We start from the raw sequence: 20061 nt of genomic DNA, 5'->3' as shown, positions 1-20061 counted from the left end.
TGGCAAACGTCGTTTCACCTCTCCTTATGGCAGGTTTTTCCTGCCCGTTCAGTAGCTTGCGCGCACAATCCCGAAAAAGCGGCCTTTTGTTCATCTCATCCCTCTTTATGCGCTGCTTTTTTGCCTCTCGACAGTGAAAAAAGCCACTGTGGGCAGCGGCGCTCTTATCTGGCCCGTTTATGTGCGCTTTTTCGCCCGTGGTGGCCCTGTCCGTTTTACTTTACCCCGCAGAAAACTTACATTAATGCGGTTAAAAGTCCGTATTCGAATCAAGCAGGATTTTCCATGTATATGTCCACGTCAGAGATTCGCGCTGCGTTTCTCGAGTATTTCCGTTCCCAGGGGCACCAGGTTGTCTCCTCCAGCTCGCTGGTACCGCATAACGACCCGACCCTGTTGTTTACCAACGCGGGTATGAACCAGTTCAAGGACGTGTTCCTTGGCGCAGACAAGCGTGCCTACAATCGCGCGACGACTTCCCAGCGTTGCGTGCGTGCCGGTGGTAAGCACAACGATCTGGAAAACGTCGGCTATACCGCTCGTCACCACACCTTCTTCGAAATGCTGGGCAACTTCAGCTTCGGTGACTACTTCAAGCAGGATGCCATCAAGTTTGCATGGGGCTTCCTGACCGAGGTGCTGCAACTGCCGAAAGAGCGCCTGCTGGTGACCGTCTACGCGACTGACGATGAAGCTTTCGACATCTGGGAAAAAGAGGTCGGTGTGCCGGCTGATCGCATCGTGCGCATCGGTGACAACAAGGGCGCTCCGTACGCCTCCGACAACTTCTGGGCGATGGGCGATACCGGTCCGTGCGGTCCCTGCACCGAGATCTTCTACGATCACGGCGATCACATCTGGGGTGGCCGTCCCGGTTCACCGGAAGAGGATGGCGACCGTTTCATCGAGATCTGGAACGTGGTCTTCATGCAGTTCAACCGTCAGGCTGACGGCACCATGGAGCCGCTGCCGCGTCCGTCCGTGGATACTGGCATGGGGCTGGAGCGTATCTCCGCCATCATGCAGGGTGTCCACTCCAACTACGAAATCGACATCTTCCAGGCGCTGATCAAGAAAGCGGCCGAGATTGTCGGTACTACCGATCTGAGCAACCAGTCTCTGCGCGTCATCGCTGACCATATCCGCTCCTGCGCCTTCCTGGTGGCAGATGGCGTGATGCCGTCCAACGAAGGCCGTGGCTATGTGCTGCGCCGCATCATCCGCCGCGCCGTGCGTCACGGTCGCAAGCTGGGCGCTACCGATGTCTTCTTCTACAAACTGGCTGCCGAGCTGGCAGTGCAGATGAAGGATGTCGCTGCCGAGCTGATCGCCCAGCTGCCGCTGGTCGAGCGCGTGCTGCGCATCGAAGAGGAGCAGTTCGTCCGCACTCTGGATCGCGGTCTGCTGCTGCTGGAAGACGCTCTGGCCAACCTGGGCGATGCCAAGGTTATTCCGGGCGAAGTGGTGTTCAAGCTCTATGACACTTACGGCTTCCCGGCCGACCTGACTGCCGACGTGGTGCGCGAGCGCGAGATCGGCATCGACGAAGAGGGCTTCAAGGTCGAGATGGAGAAGCAGCGTGCTCGTGCCAAGGAAGCGTCCAGCTTCGGCGTGAACTACAACGAGATGCTCAAGCTCGACTTCGAGACCCCCTTCACCGGTTACAAGACCCTCACCGAGCGTACCCGCGTGGTCGGTATCTACAAGGGTGTGGAAGAGGTGAGCGGTCTTATCGCCGGTGACGAAGCGGTCATCGTGCTGGAAGAGACCCCCTTCTACGCCGAGTCCGGCGGCCAGATTGGCGACAGCGGTACCCTGAAAGTGGACGACGGCATCTTTGCCGTGACCGACACCCTGAAAGCGGGCAAGGCGATCATCCACAAGGGCTACATGGAGCTGGGCACCCTGGAGAAGGGCGCCGAAGTGGAAGCCGTGGTTGACGCTGACCGTCGTCAGGCCATCGCCCTGAACCACTCCGTGACTCACCTGCTGCACGCTGCCCTGCGTCAGGCACTGGGCGAGCATGTCACCCAGAAAGGTTCTCTGGTTGGGGCCGAGCGCATGCGTTTCGACTTCTCCCACTTCGAGGGGCTGACCATGGCGACCATTCGCCGGGTCGAGGAGCTGGTCAACAACCAGATCCGCGCCAACCACGAAATCACCACCCAGCTGATGGATCTGGAAGCGGCCAAGTCCGCCGGTGCCATGGCGCTGTTTGGTGAGAAATATGAAGACGACGTGCGCGTGGTGCGCATGGGCGACTACTCCACCGAACTGTGCGGCGGTACTCACGCCAAGCGCACCGGTGATATTGGCTTCTTCAAGATCATCGCCGAGAGCGGTATCGCTGCTGGCGTGCGCCGTATCGAAGCGGTGACCGGCAAAGCGGCCATCGACTTCATGCATCAGGTTGGCGAGCAGATCGAAGAGGCTGCTGCCCTGGTGAAAGGCGACCAGTTCTGCATCGCCGACAAGGTTCGCCAGATGCTGGACAAGGCCAAGATGATGGAGCGCGAGCTGGAGCAGCTCAAGGCCAAACTGGCCGCTCAGGCCGGTAACGACCTGCTGGGTCAGGTGATCGAGATCAACGGTCAGAAGGTGCTGGTTGCAGCGCTGGAAGGGGCCGATCCGAAATCCCTGCGCGGCATGCTGGACGAGCTGAAGAACCAGATGAAGTCCGGTGTTGTGTTGCTGGCAACCTGTGCCGACGGCAAGGTCAACCTGATCGCCGGTGTCACCAACGACCTGACCGGCAAGGTCAAGGCCGGTGAGCTGGTCAATCTGGTTGCCCAGCAGGTGGGTGGCAAGGGCGGTGGCCGTCCGGACATGGCACAGGCGGGTGGTACCCAGCCTGAGGCGGTGCCGGCAGCGCTGCAATCCGTTCACTCCTGGCTGGAAGAGCGCCTGTAATCGGGCGAGGTGATCTGTGGCACTCTATGTACAGAAGTACGGCGGCACCTCGGTCGGCACACTGGAGCGGATCGAGGCGGTAGCTGAGCGGGTCGAGCAGACCCGCGCCCAGGGACACGACGTGGTGGTGGTTGTCTCCGCCATGTCGGGCGAAACCAACCGGTTGCTGGGCATGGCCCAGCAGCTGGATCCTGATGCCAACCGGCGGGAGATGGATGTACTGGTCTCCACCGGTGAGCAGGTCACCATAGCGCTGCTGGCGATCGCGTTGAACAAACGCGGTTGTCCTGCGGTCTCGATGACCGGTGATCAGGTACGGATTCACACCGATTCCGCCTATGGCAAGGCGCGCATCACCCACATCGACACCGAGCTGGTTCATGCCGAACTGGCTGCGGGCAAGGTGGTGGTGATCGCCGGTTTCCAGGGCCGTGACGAGCATAACGCCATCACGACTCTGGGCCGCGGCGGTTCGGATACCACGGCGGTTGCCGTGGCGGCGGCCATCAAGGCCGATGAGTGCCAGATCTTTACCGATGTGGATGGGGTATACACCACGGATCCGCGCATCGAACCCAAGGCGCGTCGTCTCGACACCATCACCTTCGAGGAGATGCTGGAGATGGCCAGTCTCGGCGCCAAGGTGCTACAGATCCGCTCGGTGGAGTTTGCGGGCAAGTACCGCGTCCCGCTGCGGGTGCTGTCGAGCTTTATCGATGGAGAGGGAACCTTAATCACATATGGAGGTGATAGGATGGAAGCTCCCCTGGTATCCGGGATCGCTTTTAACCGCAACGAGGCCAGCCTGACCATTCTGGGCGTGCCGGACAGACCAACCGTTGCCGCGCAGATCCTGAATCCGATCAGCGACGCCAACATTGATGTCGACATGATTGTGCAGAACACCCTGGGAGATGGCACCGCCGACTTCACCTTCACGGTGAATCGTGACGACTATCGCCGCGCCCGGGCACTGCTGGAGGAGACCGCCACCGAACTTGGCGCCTCCTGCGTGCAGGGCAATGGCGAAATTGCCAAGGTTTCCATTGTCGGTGTCGGCATGTGGAACCATCCCGGTGTTGCGCGCACCATGTTCAAGGTATTGGGCGAGGAGGGGATCAACATGCAGTTGATCTCGACCTCTGAAATCAAAATCTCTGTGGTGATTGACGAGAAGTATCTGGAGCTGGCGGTGCGAGCCCTGCACGCTGCTTTCGGGTTGGATCAGGCACCGCAAGAGCAGCCCTTGGGCTAACAATCTCTGATTGATTTAGTTTCAACCATTTACCATATCGGTATCTTTGTTAGATAATGTCGCATATCGATATAAAAACAAAACAGGATACAGGAGCAAGCGAATGCTTATTTTGACTCGTCGTGTTGGGGAAACCCTGATGATTGGTGATGAAGTGACTGTCACCGTACTGGGCGTTAAAGGCAACCAGGTCCGTATCGGTGTTAACGCGCCGAAAGAGGTCTCCGTGCACCGCGAAGAGATCTACCAGCGCATCCAGGCCGAGAAAGTTCCGGGCCAACCGGGCTTCTAAGCCACTTTCATGGCTGTGACAAGGCGACACCTCATGTGTCGCCTTTTGTTTTTCCGGCCCCCTGAAATTGCCCTGCAGGGCGCGAAACTGCGGGATAAGTGCCGATATTGTTTGAATATTCCACGCTTTGACCAAATGCTGAGCGAACGCACTTTTTTCTCCAAAAAAGTGTTTGACTAAAAATCCCTGTGAAGTATTATCAGCCCCGCAAACGGAGAGGTGGCCGAGAGGCTGAAGGCGCTCCCCTGCTAAGGGAGTATGCGGCTTATACCCGCATCGGGGGTTCGAATCCCCCCTTCTCCGCCATTTGCGCCCGTAGCTCAGCTGGATAGAGTACCTGGCTACGAACCAGGTGGTCAGAGGTTCGAATCCTCTCGGGCGCACCATATTACGACTCAAGCAAGAGTCATGTGTTGACCATAAGCAAGTCGACACTTTGGAAAAGGCTTACTGATAAGTAAGCTTTTTTTATCGTTTTAAAACAGGGCGCCCGTAGCTCAGCTGGATAGAGTACCTGGCTACGAACCAGGTGGTCAGAGGTTCGAATCCTCTCGGGCGCACCATTTAAAACGACTCAACGATTTATGAGCGCCCGTAGCTCAGCTGGATAGAGTACCTGGCTACGAACCAGGTGGTCAGAGGTTCGAATCCTCTCGGGCGCACCATTTTTCAAGCAGTACCAAAAGTTTGTGAGCGCCCGTAGCTCAGCTGGATAGAGTACCTGGCTACGAACCAGGTGGTCAGAGGTTCGAATCCTCTCGGGCGCACCATTTTTCGAGCAGTATCAAAAGTTTATGAGCGCCCGTAGCTCAGCTGGATAGAGTACCTGGCTACGAACCAGGTGGTCAGAGGTTCGAATCCTCTCGGGCGCACCATACAGACAGCCTCGACGTCGGTCGGGGCTGTTTTTTTATGAGCGATATTTACCCCTGTCGTGTGGATCCGCGTTCGCTGTGGCGGCCGGGTCACCCTCCTGCCTGTCTGTTCTTGTCCTCTTTTATACCTCTTCTGTTATTGAGCCGCGTTCTTCTGAACGGAACAAGCCTTTGCCTCATCTGCAAGCGGGCTGTATGCCTGCTGTTGCTGTGGGGACTGCGCGCAGCTCATTACTCAGGGTTTGGCTATCAACATCCTGCAAGGCCTGCAGAGGCGTTCTGCAGGCAATAAAAAAGGATGCCGCAGCATCCTTTTGTGTCGAGATATTGACTCAGCTTTTCAGCCATTTGCGAATGCGGTTGGCATCGCCGATGGGGGTGCGTTTGCCCACCGAGTTGAGCAGCACGATGGCGAGCTCGCGGCTGTCCGGTTTGGCGCGCATCACCAGACAGCGCCCCGCTTCGTCAGTGAAGCCGGTTTTGGAGAGGCGCACGTCCCAATCCGGGTTTTTCACCAGCGGGTTGGTGTTGTTGAACATCAGGCTGTAGGCGGGGGCGCTGAAGCGCATCTCCCGGTTCTCATCCTGAGTGAACTGACGGATCAGCGGCTGACGGTAGGCGGCGGCAGCCAGCTTGCCGAGATCCTGGGCGGTAGAGACGTTGCGGGTGGAGAGGCCGGTGGAGTCGTAGAAGTGGGTATTACGCATACCCAGCTGTCTGGCCTTGTTGTTCATGGCTCGCACGAAGGCGCTGCGACCGCCCGGATAGTGACGCGCCAGTGCCGAGGCCATCCGGTTTTCGGAGGACATCAGCGCCAGATGCAGGGCGTCGCGGCGGGTCACCTTGGTGCCCATGCGGATGCGGGAGTGGGTGTGTTTGACCCGATCCAGATCGTTCTTATCGACCGTGATGGTCTGGTTGAGATTCTGCTTGGCATCCAGCACCACCAGCGCTGTCATCAGTTTGGTGAGGGAGGCGATGGGACGCACCTTGGTGGCATTCTTCTGGTAGAGCGTCTTGCCCGTTTTTACATCCACGACCAGGGCGCTGCTCGAGCGTACTTCCAGTTTGGCAGGGTTGGGTGCCGCGCTGACCGCAGGCAATCCCAGTATTCCCATCAACCCGACAACCAGCGCTGCTGCGCGAATCCGACACCACATACAACCGACTCCGTTCCCATCCAAAAAAAGGCGCTAGATTCACTCATTTTTACCCCGGCTTTACAAGGGCCGAGCGGGACTATTTCTGCTATTTGCGCGAAATTGGCGATCAAAAAAGCCCTCTGGCGAGGGCTTTCTGGTCGGGCGTTGGGCGAGGGGTCAATCCCGCGGCTGCGCGGCCCTGCGTTTGCTGATCCAGCGCCAGACCAGCGCCACCATGCCACCCACCAGCAGGGCCACCGGCAGATAGATGATGATATTGAAGAACTGGGTCTGGTATTCGGCGGCCAGCTTGGTGTGGCTCAGGTAGTAGCCAAACCCGACCAACGGGCAGATCCACATGATGGAGCTGATCAGATTGACGATGAGAAAGCGCCCCTGCGGCAGTTCGGTGGCACCCACGATGTAGGGGTAGGCGGTGCGCACGAAGGCGATATAGCGCGCGGTGATCAGGGTGATGATCCCGTACTTGTCCAGCAGGTGGTAGACCTTCTGCTGGTGTCGCTCTTCCACGTGGGACATCAGCCGATGGTAGAGCTGGGTGTGGCCAAGGAAGCGCCCCTGCATGTAACCGAGCCAGGTGCCGACAAAGGTAGCCATGATTAACAGCGGGATCACCCCGAGAGACAATACATCCTGATAGATGAGCACGCCGGTGAGGATCAGCAGGCTGTCACCGGGCAGAAAGGCGGTAGGGATGAATCCGTTTTCCAGTACCAGAAACGTCAGAATCACACCACAGATCATGAAGGCCATCTTGGGATCGGAAAGTGTGTTCAGATCGTGATTCATAAAGGCGTGAGCCAGTTGGTAAAACTGCTCCATACTTGCAAACTCCGCAGGTTAGCTGGGTTGATCGGTCAAGGGCATGGCGAGCACCTTGTCGATGCGCAGGCCATCCATGTCAACAATTTCCAGTTGCCACTGTTCCAGTGTCACCAGGTCTCCGGTTTGTGGAACACGACCAAGGAGCAGCATGATAAGCCCTCCGAGGGTGTGATAGTGATGTTTTTCTTCTTCTGGCAGACGAACCAACTTCAGACAGTCCTTCAACTCGGGCAGCGGGATCAGGCCATCGAGTAGCCAGCTGCCGTCGGCGCGCCGGAAGGCCCAGTTGTCCTCGCCATCCTCCTGCTGGAAATCCCCCGCCAGCGCCTCCAGCAGATCCTGCTGGGTGACCAGCCCCTGCAGCTCGCCATATTCGTCAACCACCAGCGCCATCTGTTCGCTGTGGGTGCGGAAGTGGTTGAGCAGCTCGACGCCGTTGAGAGTCTCGGGCAGCAGGCTGCCCTCCTGGGTCAGGGCAGCCAGATCGATGGGCTCCCCCTTGATATAGGCGTGCAGCACCTTGCTGACATTGATGATACCCACCAATTCTGACAGGTTGCCGTCGCAGACCGGAAAATAGCTGTGGCGATACTCCACCAGTCGCTGCAGGTTGGTCTCCAGCGGCAGCGCCAGATCCAGATAGCGGATATCGCTGCGCGGCACCATCAGGGAGGAGAGGCTGCGCTCGTCGAGACGGAAGACGTTGCGCAGCATGGTGTGTTCATGATCCTCGATCACCCCGGCTTCAGAGCCCTCCACCAGCATGGCGTGGATCTCCTCCTCGGTAACGTTGGCGCTGCCGTTCTGGTTGACCCGCAGCAGCCGCAGGCTGGCATTGGTAGAGGCCGACAGCAGCCAGACGAAGGGGCGGGTCAGGGTGGCGAGCCAGTGCATGGGGCGCGCGACCAGACAGGCGATGCGCTCGGCATTGAGCTGGCCGAGCCGCTTGGGCACCAGCTCCCCCACCACGATGGAGAGGTAAGTAACCACCACCACCACTATGACGGTGGCGATCAGGCCGCTGCTCTTGGGGGATAGTCCCCACTCCTGCAACCAGAGGGAGAAGGGCTGGGCCAGCAGGGATTCGCCGTAGATACCGTTGAGCAAACCTATGCTGGTAATGCCGATTTGGACGGCAGAGAGAAAATGGGTCGGGTCTTCGCCCAGTTTGAGGGCAATGGCGGCGGAGCGGTTGCCTTCAGAGGCAAGCTTGCCGAGGCGAGCCTTGCGTGCGGTGACGATGGCGATTTCTGACATGGCGAAGACGCCATTAAGCAAAATCAATCCCAGCAGGATCAATATTTCCATACAGCAACAGCACTCCTTGAGTGGATAAGATCGCTGGCAGTGTAATGAATTTGGCGGCGATGCGCTTGTGAAAGCGGGTGATCCGGCTCGCTAATTTGATGACAGCGCTCTGGGGTGGCTGAAAAAGATGACCGGAAAAGGGAGGGATGGCCCCGCCAAACGGCGTAATGGGCGAGGCAGCATTGCAGGAGGGAAAAGGGCGGGAAGTCCCGCCCTTGCTTGTCATGGTTCAGACAACCCTTATCAGAACTGCTGGAACCAGCGCTGGATCTGGGCCGGATCCTTGCTCTGGGTCAGGGAGAGCATCAGCAGCACCCGCGCCTTCTGCGGGTTTAGAGTGCCGGAGGCCACGAAGCCGTACTTGGCATCATCGATCTCGGCATCCAGGGTGGTGGCGCCGGTCGGCACGCGGGCTGAGCGCACTACCCGGATGCCGTCTTTGCTCGCCTGAGCCAGGGTATCGAACAGGGTGTGGTAGAGGTTGCCGTTACCCACCCCAGCGCTGACGATGCCGTCGAACTTGGCATCCACCATCGCTTTGGCAGGCAAGTCGGTGGCGTTGGCGTAGCTGTAGACGATGCCCACTTGCGGCAGCTTGTCGAGCTTGCTCACGTCAAACGGTGTCTTGCTGGTGTGCAGGCGGGCCGGGCTGCGCTGATAGTCGATCTTGCCGTTGTGGATGTAACCGAGCGGGCCAAAGTTGGGGGAGGCGAAGGTCTGCACCCCGGTGGTGTTGGTCTTGGTGACGTCGCGGGCATCCAGCACGGTGTCGTTCATCGCCACCATCACGCCACGGCCCTTGGAGGCGGGGTCGGAGGCGGTCACCACGGCGTTGTAGAGGTTGAGCGGGCCATCAGCACTCATTGCGGTGGAGGGGCGCATGGCGCCAACCAATACCACCGGCTTGTCGCTCTTGACGGTCAGATTGAGGAAGTAGGCGGTCTCTTCCATGGTGTCGGTGCCGTGGGTGATGACGATGCCATCCACGTCATCCTTGGCCAGCAGCTCGTTGACCCGCTTGGCCAGCTTGAGCCACACCTCGTCGTTCATGTCCTGGGAGCCGATCTTCACCACCTGCTCACCCTGCACATCGGCCACGTTCTTCATCTCGGGCACGGCGGCGATCAGCGTCTCGATGGCTACCTTGCCTGCCTCGTAGTTGGACTGGGTAGCCGACTGGCCAGCCCCGGCAATGGTGCCGCCGGTTGCCAGAATATGGACGTTGGGCAGCGCCATCGCCATGGGGGAGAGGGTCAGGCCGACGACGGCGGCGAGCAGGGTCTTGCGGATCGGTAGGGTCATGCTGCAAATCCTTGTGGTTGGAATAATCGCAGCAAGTTTGCCCGTTTAATAACCCGGGTCTGTGATAAAACTCACCAAAAGACAGGTGAGTACAGATTTTTAACCTGTTTTATACCTCTATGGAGATAATTTAACTCGCAGAGAAACCCTTGGCTTCGATCAGAGCGATCAGCTCGGCCTTGCTCAGCTCGCTCTCGATGAAGGCCTTGCTGCTGGCGAAATCGACGGTCGCGGTGGTGACCGCAGGCTGGGCCAGCAGCGCTTTTTGCAGACTGGCGGCGCAGCCACCACAGGACATGCCGGACACGGTGAGTTCGATGGTCATGGGATATCTCCTCTGTTGATGGGCGCCAGCCTAAAGCTGCCGCCTCCGGCAAGGTCAAGCCTCAGTACATAAGACCCAGATAGTTCATCATGGTTGCTCCCTGCCGGTGTATGGGTGACATGCGAGCAAAGGTTCGTGGTGGCGATGAGGGTGGCAGTTTCTTCGGGCAGGGTCAGTACATCAGACCTAGGTAATTCATCAGGGTTGCCCCGAGGCTGGTAGTGACCAGCGAGCCGAGGGTGGTGGTAGCGATGATGTTCGCTGCCAGCACGCTGTCGCCCCCCATGGCGCGGGTCATCACATAGCTGGCGGCGGCAGTCGGAGTGGCGCTGATGAGGAACAGAATACCCAGCTCCAGATGGCTGAAGCCGAGCAGGGCAGCCCCAAGAGTGAACGCAGCCGGAATGAGACAGAGCCGCATGATGCTGGCCCAGCCCGCAATGGCTGCACCACCACGCAGGGCGTCGAGGCTGAGAGAGGCGCCGGTGCAGAGTAGCGCCAGCGGCAACGTCATGTTGGCGAAGTAGCTGCCGGTGGTGAGCAGCAGTTGCGGCATCTTGATACCGAGCAGGGTAAAGGGCAGCGCCGCCACAATGGCGATGATCAGCGGGTTCTTGATGATGCCGAGCAGAATGGGGCGGATACCGGTGGCGCCGCCGAGACTGCGGGTGAGGGTGATCACCGCGAGAATGTTGTAGAGCACGGTCACCGCGCCGACATAGAAGGCCGCCGCCCCCAACCCCTCGTGGCCGTAGGCGTTCTGCACATAGGCGAGCCCGATAATGGCGCTGTTGCCGCGAAAGCTCCCCTGCACGAAGATGCCGCGCAGCCGCAGCTCCCCGATAAAACGTCCGGCCAGCAGCTCCAGCACCAGATAGCTGATAACGGTGGCGAGCAGGCCATAGCCGATAAACCAGAGGCTCGGCATGGTGGCGAAGTTGGTACCCAGAATACTGAGAAAGAGCAGAGCGGGCAGGGTGACCTGAAACACCAGTCGCGAGGCTGATTCGGTAAAGGGATCCGGCAGCAGCCCCAACCGCTTGAGCAAGATGCCGAGCAGCAGCACCACGCAGATGGGGCCTGTGATGGAGAGGGAGAAGAGCAGACTGGCCAGCAGATCCATGATGGGCATCCTGTGCTGTGCCCACACACCCTGACGGCGGGGCAAAAAGGGCATTCTAACGCCATGGGCTTGTATTCACAGGGGTTAATCACAACAATGTGGGCAATTCCACCGCCTAGCCTCCTGTGAGCCAATTCATGGACAAGAAACTGACCATCCTCGATATCGCCAGACTGAGTGGCGTCGGCAAGTCGACCGTCTCCCGGGTGCTCAACCAGGATCCCAAGGTGAAGCAGGAGACCCGCGAGCGGGTGGAGCAGATCATCGCCGAGCACGGCTTCGTGCCGAGCAAGTCGGCGCGGGCCATGCGCAGCCAGAGCCAGCAGGTGGTGGGGATCATCGTCTCGCGGCTCGACTCCAGCTCGGAGAATCAGGCGGTGCGCGGCATGCTGGAGACCCTCTACCAGCGTGGCTACGATGCTGTGCTGATGGAGAGCAAGTTCTCCCCCGCCAAGGTACAGGAGCATCTGGCGGTGCTGGAGCGGCGCGGAGTGGATGGCATTATCCTGTTCGCCTTCAATGACTTGGACTATGCCGCCATGGCGTCGCTGAAAGAGAAGCTGGTGCTGGTCGCCCGTGAACATCCCGGTTTCTCCTCGGTCTGCTTTGACGACGCCGGTGCGGTGCGCACCATGCTGGCGCAGCTGGCAAGCCGTGGCGCCCGCGACATCGCCTATCTGGGGGTGGATGCCTCGGATCTCACCACCGGCCAGCGCCGCCTCGACGCCTATCTCGCTTACTGCGCAGAGCAAGGGTTGCACCCGCGCAGCGCCCTCGGCGATCTCAGCCTGCAGAGCGGCTACCGGCTGGCGGCCGAGCTGCTGACTCCCTCCACCCAGGCGTTGGTCTGCGCCAGCGACACCCTCGCCATCGGTGCGGCAAAATACCTGCAAGAACAAGGGCGTAGCGAGGTGCTGGTGACCGGCCTTGGCAACAACCCCATGCTCAGCTTCCTCTTCCCCAACGCCCTCAGTCTCGATCTTGGTTACAAGGGGGCGGGGGAGCAGGCGGCGCGTCAGCTGCTCGGCCAGATTGAGCAGGATCAGCCTCCGCTGGTGACAATCGCCCCCTGTCGAACCCTGTGAGCCCCATCACTTCCGACTGAACAAAAAGTGCGCTTTCTGTGACGCTCGCCACGAATTGGGAACGTTCCCATTTCGATCTGGCCAGATTGTCGGCATGCTAAATGGGAACGATACCAAAAACGCTCAGGCCGACAGACTGGCTCAAAAGGGCGATACAGACCACTATTCAATGGCGTCACAGAGGGAAGACCCATGTCCAAGATCAACGCACAGCAGCTTGCCACCCTGATCGACAAGATCGGCGGCAAGGAGAACATCGCCACCGTCAGCCACTGTCTGACCCGGTTGCGCTTCGTCCTGAACGATCCGGCCAAGGCCGACAGCAAGGCCATCGAAACCATCCCGGCGGTGAAGGGAAGCTTCACCCAGGGCGGTCAATTCCAGGTGGTGATCGGCAACGAGGTGGAGCAGTGGTACAAGGCGCTGACCGAGCAGCTCGGCGTCAGCGGTGGCAGCAAGGAGACCGCCAAGCAGGCGGCGCGCCAGAACATGAACCCGCTGGAGCGGGGCATTTCCCATCTGGCGGAGATCTTCGTTCCGCTGCTGCCCGCCATCATCACCGGTGGTCTGATCCTGGGCTTTCGCAACGTCATCGGCGACATCAAGATGTTCGACGATGGCACGCACACCCTCACCGAGATCAGCCAGTTCTGGGCTCAGGTACACGCCTTCCTCTGGCTGCTGGGCGAGGCGATTTTCCACTTCCTGCCGGTTGGTGTTTGCTGGTCTGCAGTGAAGAAGATGGGCGGCTCCGAGATCCTGGGTATCGTGCTGGGGGTGACGCTGGTGTCACCGCAGTTGATGAACGCCTACGGCATCGGCCAGCAGACTCCCGAGGTGTGGGACTTCGGCCTGTTCGTGATCCAGAAGGTGGGCTATCAGGCACAGGTCATTCCGGCGCTGCTGGCGGGTGTCTTCCTCGCCTGGGTGGAGACCAACCTCAAGCGGATCATTCCGGCTTACCTATATCTGGTGATTGTGCCGTTTGTCTCGCTGCTGCTGGCAGTGATCGTGGCCCACGCCTTTATCGGCCCGTTCGGTCGCTGGATTGGTGATGGCGTCGGTTTCGCTGCCAAGGCCGCCATGACTGGCTCCTTCGCTCCCATCGGCGCTGCCCTGTTCGGTTTCCTCTATGCACCGCTGGTCATTACCGGTATCCACCACACCACCAACGCAGTGGATCTGCAGCTGATGCAGAGCATGGGTGGCACTCCGATTTGGCCGCTGATCGCTCTCTCAAACATCGCTCAGGCATCTGCCGTAGTGGGCATCATTCTGATTAGCCGCAAGGAGAACGAACGGGAGATCTCGGTACCTGCCGCCATCTCCGCCTACCTCGGGGTGACCGAACCGGCCATGTACGGAATCAACCTCAAGTACAAGTTCCCCATGCTGTGCGCCATGGTGGGCTCCAGCCTTGCAGCCCTCATCTGCGGTTTCGCCGGGGTGATGGCCAACGGCATCGGAGTAGGCGGCCTGCCGGGCATCCTCTCCATCCAGCCGCAATACTGGGCCGTTTATTCCCTCGCCATGCTGGTCGCCATCGTGGTGCCGGTGGTGCTGACCCTGCTGGTCTACAAGCGCCAGCAAGCGGCCGGCAAGCTGGCCGAAGCCAGCGCCTGAATCTGATTGTCAGGGCGACCCAACGGGTCGCCCTCTCCCTTTTCAATTTGTGACAAGAGAAAGAGCCATGAGCCAAACACCCTGGTGGCAGAGCGCCGTGATTTACCAGATCTATCCCAAGAGCTTTCAGGATTCCGGCGCCCGTGGCACCGGTGATCTCAAGGGGAGCATGGCCCGCCTCGATTACCTCAAGACGCTGGGGGTCGATGCCCTCTGGCTGACCCCGGTTTACGTCTCGCCGCAGGTGGACAACGGCTACGACATCGCCGACTACTACGCCATCGACCCCGCCTACGGCACCATGGCTGATTTCGAGGCGCTGCTGTCCGCCGCCCACGCGCGCGACATCCGCATCGTGATGGATATCGTGGTCAACCACACCTCCACCGAGCACGCCTGGTTCAAGTCGGCGCTGGGGGACAAGAACAGCCCCTACCGCGACTACTACATCTGGCGCGATCCGGTGGATGGCAGCGTGCCCAACAACTGGCAATCCAAGTTTGGCGGCAGCGCCTGGGCGCTGGATGAGCTCACCGGTCAGTACTACCTGCACCTGTTTGCCCGCGAGCAGGCGGATCTCAACTGGGAAAACCCGGCGGTACGTGCCGAGGTGAAAAACATCATCCACTTCTGGGCCAAGAAGGGAGTGGATGGGTTCCGCCTCGACGTTATCAACCTTATCTCCAAGGATCAGACCTTCCCGAACGACGATATTGGCGATGGCCGCCGCTTCTACACCGACGGGCCGCGCATCCACGAATTCCTGCAGGATGTTAGCCGCGACGTGTTTGCTCCTGTCGGCGCCATGACGGTGGGGGAGATGTCCTCTACTTCGCTGGAACACTGCCAGCGCTATGGCGCCCTCGATGGCTCCGAGCTCTCCATGGTGTTCAACTTCCACCATCTGAAGGTGGATTACCCCAACGGCGACAAGTGGACCAAGGCGCCGTTCGATTTCCTCGAACTCAAGCGTATCTTCAACCACTGGCAGAGTGGCATGCACGGCAAGGGGTGGTCGGCGCTGTTCTGGTGCAACCACGATCAGCCGCGCATCGTCTCCCGTTTCGGCGATGAGGGTGAGTACAGAGTGGTCGCTGCCAAAATGTTGGCCAGCACTCTGCATGGCCTGCAGGGCACCCCCTACATCTATCAGGGGGAGGAGATCGGCATGACCAACCCCGGCTATCAGCACATCAACGACTATCAGGATGTGGAAAGTCGCAACATCTTCGCCATCAAGCAGGCGGAAGGGATGAGCGAGGCCGAGATCCTCGCCATTCTCGGTGCCAAGTCCCGCGACAACTCGCGTACCCCGATGCAGTGGAGCGCTGCGGCCAATGCAGGTTTCACCCAAGGAACGCCCTGGCTCAAGCCTGCCGCCAACTATCCCGAGATCAACGCCGAGGCGGCGCTGGCCGACCAGAACTCGGTGTTCTGGCACTATCGGGATCTTATCGCCCTTCGCAAGGCGCACCCCATCTTCACTCAGGGGAATTATCAGGAGCTGCTGACGGGGCACCCGCAGATCTGGGCCTACGCCCGTCGCGTCAACGGCCAGACCCTGCTGGTGGTGAGCAACTTCTATGGCGAGCCGGTGGAGTTTGCCTTGCCTGCCGAGCTGCAAAGCGGGCAAGGTCGGCTGCTGCTCGGCAACTACCCGGATAGCCCGGCCCGACCGCAATCGGGTATGCTGCGCCCTTATGAATCCCTGATCTGGCTGATGGAGTAGGTAATGGAGAAGGTGGTGCGCGGTACCGAGTGGCAGAAGATGGTGGCGGGGGAGCCCTATGACGCGGCTGACCCCGAGCTCAAAGCGGCACGTGAGCGCTGCCGCAGGCTCTATCACACCTTCAATACCAGCTGGCAGGAGAAACCGGCGCGGGATGCTTTGCTGCACGAGCTGCTCGGTGGCCGCGGCCAGGAGTGTGCCATCAATTCGCCATTCTTCTGCGACTATGGTGCCAACATCTTCGTCGGCGAGAACTTCTACGCCAACGTGGGCTGCACCATCCTCGACGTCTGCGAGGTGCACATCGGCGACAACGTGCTGCTGGCGCCCGGGGTGCAGATCTACACCGCCGCTCACCCGGTGGCGGTGGCGCCACGCATCAGGGGTGTCGAGTTCGGCAAGCCGGTGCGGATCGGTCACAACGTCTGGATTGGCGGCAGCGTCGTCATCTGCCCCGGCGTCACTATCGGTGACAACAGCGTGATAGGCGCAGGCTCGGTGGTGACCAAAGATGTGCCCGCCAACGTGGTGGCGGCTGGCAACCCTTGCAAGGTGCTTCGGCCGATGACGGCACAGGAGCTTGAAGGCGTCATCCAACGGTGAACAGGGACCATGAATGCTATTGCTATCTGATTGATAGAAAAGCGACTTTCAGATTGTTTTGCATTCAGTGCTTATGTTCGGGGCCGCTTGGTCGATACTGTTGAGTGCAGGAGGAACCCTATGGATATATCAAGTTCTGCAAATGCGTCGTTTGGTTCTGCTCTGATGACGGCTAGTCTGGCCAAGAAACAGCAGACCCAAGAGGGCGAAGCTGCGCTGAAGCTGCTGCAAAACGCAGCGCAATCAGCGCCGGTTGCACCGACATCGGCCAGCGCTTCTCTGGGAAGCAAGATCGATATTCGCGTCTGACCCTAATGAAAAAGCCCCCATCTCGCGATGGGGGCTTTTTTATCTCTGCGATTTGCGGGATCAGACCGGGAAAGGAGCCGGCGCCTCGAAGGTCATCCGCTCGCCGCTACGGGGGTGACTGATGGTCAACATGGCCGCATGCAGGTAGAGATGGGGCGCAGCCGCCAGCGCATCCGGATGAGCATAGAGGTTGTCACCCAGGATCGGGTGCCCCAGCTCCAGCATATGGACGCGCAGCTGGTGGGAGCGACCTGTGATGGGGGTCAACTTGATCAGGCTGTTGCCGTTCTCCACTTTCAGTTTTTCCCACAGGGTCAGAGCATGACGCCCCTCCTCGTGATCCACCTTCTGCTTCGGGCGGTTGGGCCAGTCGACGCAGAGCGGCAGGTCAACCTGACCCGACTCTGCTTCCGGCTCGCCCCACACCCAGGCGAGGTAGTGCTTCTCTGTCTCCCGCTCGCGAAATTGCCGACTCAGCTCCCGATGAGAGTTGGGATTGAGGGGAATGACAATGACGCCAGTGGTGGACATGTCGAGGCGATGAGCTGCCGCCGCCTTGGGGTGCTGCTGTTTTACCCGATGCAGGACGCTGTCTTCATTCTCGGGGCCGCGCCCGGGGACGCTTAGCAGGCCAGTGGGCTTGTTGACCACCATGATGTCCTTGTCCTTGAACAGGATATCGAGCCAGGGTTCCAGAGGCGGTGAGTATTCAAACATAAATGTCTCGCATCAGAAGGTGGGGGCAAGCCCCCATCAGTTATGGGTAACCACGACAAAGCGGCCTTGGGTATCCAGTTTGAGCTGGTTCTGGCCGCTGTCGGTCGGTACCTTGTCAGTTATGGGTGACCACGATAAAGCGGATTGCATCCAGCTTGAGTTGGGTCTGATCGATCAGGTGGTGCAATTCTGCCTGCAGATTGCGCAGATAATCCAGTTCGCTGTCGCGCACGTTCGGGTTAACCGCCTTGAGCGCTTCCAGACGATCCAGATCCTGCTGCAGGGTCTGCGCCATCTGGGTGCGGGCCTTGTCGACAATCCCGGCTTTCAGCTCTTCGGCAATGGCCTGGCCCTTGCCAATCAGACCGTGGATCACCGGTTGGGACGCGGTGACCAGCTTGCTGCCGAGGTGGCGGTTGACCGGAGTCAGCTGACGGTTGAAGGCATCGAACGCCACTTTTTCACCCAGATTCTGGCCGTTCTTGTCCATCAGCAGACGGATCGGTGTCGGCGGCATGAAGCGGTAGAGCTGGGGATGGGCCGCAGACTCGGCAACGAAGATCAGCTCAAGCAGGATGGAGCCGATGGGCAGCGCCTTGTTCTTGAGCAGTGCGACCGAGGTGGCACCGATCTCGGAGCCCAGGATCAGGTCGATACCGCCGCGCATCATGGGGTGATCCCAGGAGAGCAGCGCCATGTCATCACGCGACAGGGCAGTGTTGCGATCGAAGGTGATAGTCATGCCATCTTGCGGCAAGCCCGGGAAGCTGGAGACCAGCATGTGATCCCCGGGGGTCAGCACCAGCGCGTTCTCGCCACGGTCATCCTGATTGACGCCGATCTCGTCGAACATCTTGAGAGCGAAGGAGATCATACCAGTGTCGTCATCTTCGGCGGCCAGCTTGTCGACCAGCTGCTGGGCGGCGGCGCCACCGCTGGAGTGGATCTCCAGCAGGCGATCGCGACCCTGCTCCAGTCGGGCCTTGAGCGGCTCGTGCAGTTCGCGGGTCTTGATCAGCAGGGCGTCGAGGGCTGCCTGATCGCCGGTGTTGGCGGCCAGCAGCTCGAACAGCTCTTCACGTACCGCTTCGAATACCGGGCGGGCAGTCGGGCAGGTCTGCTCGAACGCGTCCAGACCATCGTGATACCAGAGTTGCAGGGCGCGCTGGGCAGTCCCTTCCAGATAGGGAACGTGGATCTCGACGGTATTCTGCTGACCGATACGATCCAGTCGGCCGATACGTTGTTCCAGCAGATCCGGGTTGAGGGGCAGATCGAACAGCACCAGATGGCTGGCAAACTGGAAGTTGCGCCCTTCTGAGCCGATCTCGGAGCAGAGCAGCACCTGGGCGCCACCCTCTTGCTGGGCAAAATAGGCGGAGGCCTTGTCCCGCTCGAGGATCGACATCCCTTCGTGGAACACGGCACCACGGATCCCTTCACGAGTGCGCAGCGCCTCTTCCAGCGCGATGGCGGTTGCCGCTTCGGAGCAGATCACCAGCACCTTCTGCTGACGGGCTGAGAGCAGCAGCTCCAGCAACCATTCTACGCGCGGGTCGAACTGGGTCCAGGTGGCGTTGTCACCTTCGAACTGCTGGAAGATCTTCTCGGGATAGAGGTAGCGCAGGGCGCGGGTCTGCAGATCGCCACCGTTGCCACCCATCATGCCCATCACCTTGATGGCAGTCTTGTACTGCTCCGGCAGCGGCATGGGGTAGACGTTGAGGTGACGCTCGGGGAAGCCCTGAATATTGGCGCGGCTGTTGCGGAACAGTACCCGGCCGGTGCCATGCTGGTCCAGCAGCTTGGCGACTGCCTGCTGACGGGCGGCGGCATCGCTCAAGTCCAGCCCTTCCAGCTGGCTGGCGAGGATCTGTTTGGCTTCATCGCTCAGGGTCTCGCCATCCAGCAGCTCTTGCGCGGCGCTCGCGACCTGACCATAGGCCTGCTCCTCGGCGAGGAAGGCCTCGTAGTCGTAGAAACGCTCCGGGTCGAGCAGGCGCAGACGGGCAAAGTGGCTCTGGTGGCCCAGCTGATCCGGGGTAGCGGTCAGCAGCAGTACGCCCGGCACCTGTTCGGCCAGCGCTTCCACCATTTCGTAGGCGCGGCTCGGCGCCTCTTCACTCCACTCCAGATGGTGGGCTTCGTCGACAACCAGCAGATCCCACTCGGCCTCCAGCACCTGCTCGAAGCGACGACGCTTCTTGCGCAGGAAGTCGAGGCTGCAGATCACCAGCTGTTCGGTCTCGAAGGGGTTCTCCGCATCGGCAAACGCCTCGATGCAGCGCTCCTCGTCAAACAGGGAGAAGTGCAGGTTGAAGCGGCGCAGCATCTCGACCAGCCACTGGTGCTGGAGCGTTTCGGGCAGCAGGATCAGCACCCGATGAGCACGGCCGGAGAGCAGCTGCTGATGAATGACCATGCCCGCTTCGATGGTTTTGCCCAGACCTACCTCATCGGCCAGCAGTACGCGCGGAGCGTAGCGGTGACCCACTTCATGGGCGATATAGAGCTGGTGCGGGATCAGGCTGACACGGCCACCGGCCAGACCGCGAGTCGGGTTGCGACGACGCTGGTGCTGGTTGATCAACGCCTCGTAGCGCAGGGTAAAGCGGGA

General features: G+C 60.0%; 17 protein-coding genes and 6 tRNA genes (1 of these 23 running past the window's edge). 14 read left to right on the top strand and 9 right to left on the bottom strand.

Features of this window, described 5'->3' with window-relative positions:
* Positions 1-285: 285 nt before the first annotated feature.
* The 9 genes from alaS to AB5Y99_RS09825 all read left to right on the top strand — a co-directional run bounded on the left by alaS (position 286) and on the right by AB5Y99_RS09825 (position 5332).
* Entirely contained in the window at positions 286-2910 is a 2625-nt protein-coding gene (gene alaS, locus AB5Y99_RS09865) for an alanine--tRNA ligase (RefSeq protein WP_323893647.1), read from the top strand.
* 16 nt (positions 2911-2926) lie between these two features.
* The gene (locus tag AB5Y99_RS09860; RefSeq protein ID WP_005336054.1) at positions 2927-4165 is read left to right on the top strand and encodes an aspartate kinase; all 1239 of its coding nucleotides are present in this window, start codon (positions 2927-2929) and stop codon (positions 4163-4165) included.
* 103 nt (positions 4166-4268) lie between these two features.
* Positions 4269-4457 (top strand): carbon storage regulator CsrA, encoded by a 189-nt coding sequence (gene csrA / locus AB5Y99_RS09855; protein ID WP_005336053.1) that lies wholly within the window; start codon positions 4269-4271, stop codon positions 4455-4457.
* Between the two features lie 213 nt (positions 4458-4670).
* Positions 4671-4763: transfer RNA gene (locus AB5Y99_RS09850), tRNA-Ser, on the top strand.
* 3 nt (positions 4764-4766) lie between these two features.
* A tRNA-Arg gene (locus AB5Y99_RS09845) sits at positions 4767-4843 on the top strand.
* A 100-nt stretch (positions 4844-4943) separates the two neighbouring features.
* A tRNA-Arg gene (locus AB5Y99_RS09840) sits at positions 4944-5020 on the top strand.
* 25 nt (positions 5021-5045) lie between these two features.
* Positions 5046-5122, top strand: a tRNA-Arg gene (locus tag AB5Y99_RS09835).
* A 28-nt stretch (positions 5123-5150) separates the two neighbouring features.
* Positions 5151-5227: transfer RNA gene (locus AB5Y99_RS09830), tRNA-Arg, on the top strand.
* Between the two features lie 28 nt (positions 5228-5255).
* A tRNA-Arg gene (locus AB5Y99_RS09825) sits at positions 5256-5332 on the top strand.
* A gap of 332 nt (positions 5333-5664) precedes the next feature.
* On the opposite strand, the gene pbpG is transcribed toward AB5Y99_RS09825, so the two are convergent.
* From pbpG to AB5Y99_RS09790, 7 genes are all read right to left on the bottom strand, one after another.
* Positions 5665-6492, bottom strand: a complete 828-nt coding sequence (pbpG, locus tag AB5Y99_RS09820; protein WP_005343009.1) for a D-alanyl-D-alanine endopeptidase — start codon at positions 6490-6492, stop codon at positions 5665-5667.
* Between the two features lie 159 nt (positions 6493-6651).
* On the bottom strand, positions 6652-7317 hold the full coding sequence (locus AB5Y99_RS09815) for a DedA family protein (RefSeq protein ID WP_005343012.1): 666 nt from the start codon (positions 7315-7317) through the stop codon (positions 6652-6654).
* Positions 7318-7335: 18 nt separating this feature from the next.
* Complete coding sequence (locus AB5Y99_RS09810; protein WP_159162840.1) at positions 7336-8628, bottom strand: hemolysin family protein; 1293 nt, start codon at positions 8626-8628, stop codon at positions 7336-7338.
* The gene (locus AB5Y99_RS09805) at positions 8591-8854 is read right to left on the bottom strand and encodes a hypothetical protein (protein WP_368209609.1); all 264 of its coding nucleotides are present in this window, start codon (positions 8852-8854) and stop codon (positions 8591-8593) included. The genes AB5Y99_RS09810 and AB5Y99_RS09805 overlap by 38 nt, the downstream gene beginning before the upstream one ends.
* A 17-nt stretch (positions 8855-8871) precedes the next feature.
* Positions 8872-9930 carry an L-asparaginase 2 gene (gene ansB / locus AB5Y99_RS09800; protein ID WP_113740412.1) on the bottom strand — a complete coding sequence of 353 codons (1059 nt, stop codon included), beginning with the start codon at positions 9928-9930 and terminating at the stop codon, positions 8872-8874.
* Between the two features lie 130 nt (positions 9931-10060).
* A complete protein-coding gene (locus tag AB5Y99_RS09795) occupies positions 10061-10255 on the bottom strand; it encodes a heavy-metal-associated domain-containing protein (RefSeq protein WP_005348755.1) in 195 nt (64 codons plus the stop codon).
* 172 nt (positions 10256-10427) lie between these two features.
* The gene (locus AB5Y99_RS09790; RefSeq protein ID WP_159157724.1) at positions 10428-11378 is read right to left on the bottom strand and encodes an AEC family transporter; all 951 of its coding nucleotides are present in this window, start codon (positions 11376-11378) and stop codon (positions 10428-10430) included.
* 137 nt (positions 11379-11515) lie between these two features.
* Between AB5Y99_RS09790 and treR the strand changes: the two genes are divergently transcribed.
* The 5 genes from treR to AB5Y99_RS09765 all read left to right on the top strand — a co-directional run bounded on the left by treR (position 11516) and on the right by AB5Y99_RS09765 (position 16727).
* Positions 11516-12463 carry a trehalose operon repressor TreR gene (gene treR, locus AB5Y99_RS09785; protein ID WP_323894396.1) on the top strand — a complete coding sequence of 316 codons (948 nt, stop codon included), beginning with the start codon at positions 11516-11518 and terminating at the stop codon, positions 12461-12463.
* 192 nt (positions 12464-12655) lie between these two features.
* Positions 12656-14086, top strand: a complete 1431-nt coding sequence (gene treB / locus AB5Y99_RS09780) for a PTS trehalose transporter subunit IIBC (RefSeq protein ID WP_042052735.1) — start codon at positions 12656-12658, stop codon at positions 14084-14086.
* 67 nt (positions 14087-14153) lie between these two features.
* Positions 14154-15815: an alpha,alpha-phosphotrehalase gene (treC, locus tag AB5Y99_RS09775; protein WP_368209606.1), complete on the top strand. Its 1662-nt coding sequence runs from the start codon at positions 14154-14156 to the stop codon at positions 15813-15815.
* 3 nt (positions 15816-15818) lie between these two features.
* A complete protein-coding gene (locus AB5Y99_RS09770) occupies positions 15819-16418 on the top strand; it encodes a sugar O-acetyltransferase (RefSeq protein WP_368209604.1) in 600 nt (199 codons plus the stop codon).
* Positions 16419-16538: 120 nt separating this feature from the next.
* A complete protein-coding gene (locus tag AB5Y99_RS09765) occupies positions 16539-16727 on the top strand; it encodes a hypothetical protein (protein ID WP_005336040.1) in 189 nt (62 codons plus the stop codon).
* Between the two features lie 60 nt (positions 16728-16787).
* Here the strand turns inward: AB5Y99_RS09765 and rluA are convergent, their stop codons facing one another.
* Together rluA and rapA are read right to left on the bottom strand one after the other, a co-directional pair.
* Complete coding sequence (rluA, locus tag AB5Y99_RS09760) at positions 16788-17444, bottom strand: bifunctional tRNA pseudouridine(32) synthase/23S rRNA pseudouridine(746) synthase RluA (protein WP_042081022.1); 657 nt, start codon at positions 17442-17444, stop codon at positions 16788-16790.
* A gap of 115 nt (positions 17445-17559) precedes the next feature.
* A protein-coding gene (gene rapA, locus AB5Y99_RS09755; RefSeq protein WP_368209602.1) for an RNA polymerase-associated protein RapA crosses the window boundary here: on the bottom strand, positions 17560-20061 show its 3' portion. The gene runs 366 nt beyond the window's last position; 2502 of the gene's 2868 nt are visible here — the last part of the coding sequence; its start codon lies off the right edge, out of view; the stop codon is at positions 17560-17562.

The organism is Aeromonas sp. R4-2 (assembly GCF_040908295.1).
Classification (GTDB): Bacteria; Pseudomonadota; Gammaproteobacteria; order Enterobacterales; family Aeromonadaceae; genus Aeromonas; species Aeromonas veronii.
The sequence above is the reverse complement of the archived record's forward strand: the minus strand, read 5'-3'. Positions and strand labels throughout refer to the sequence as shown.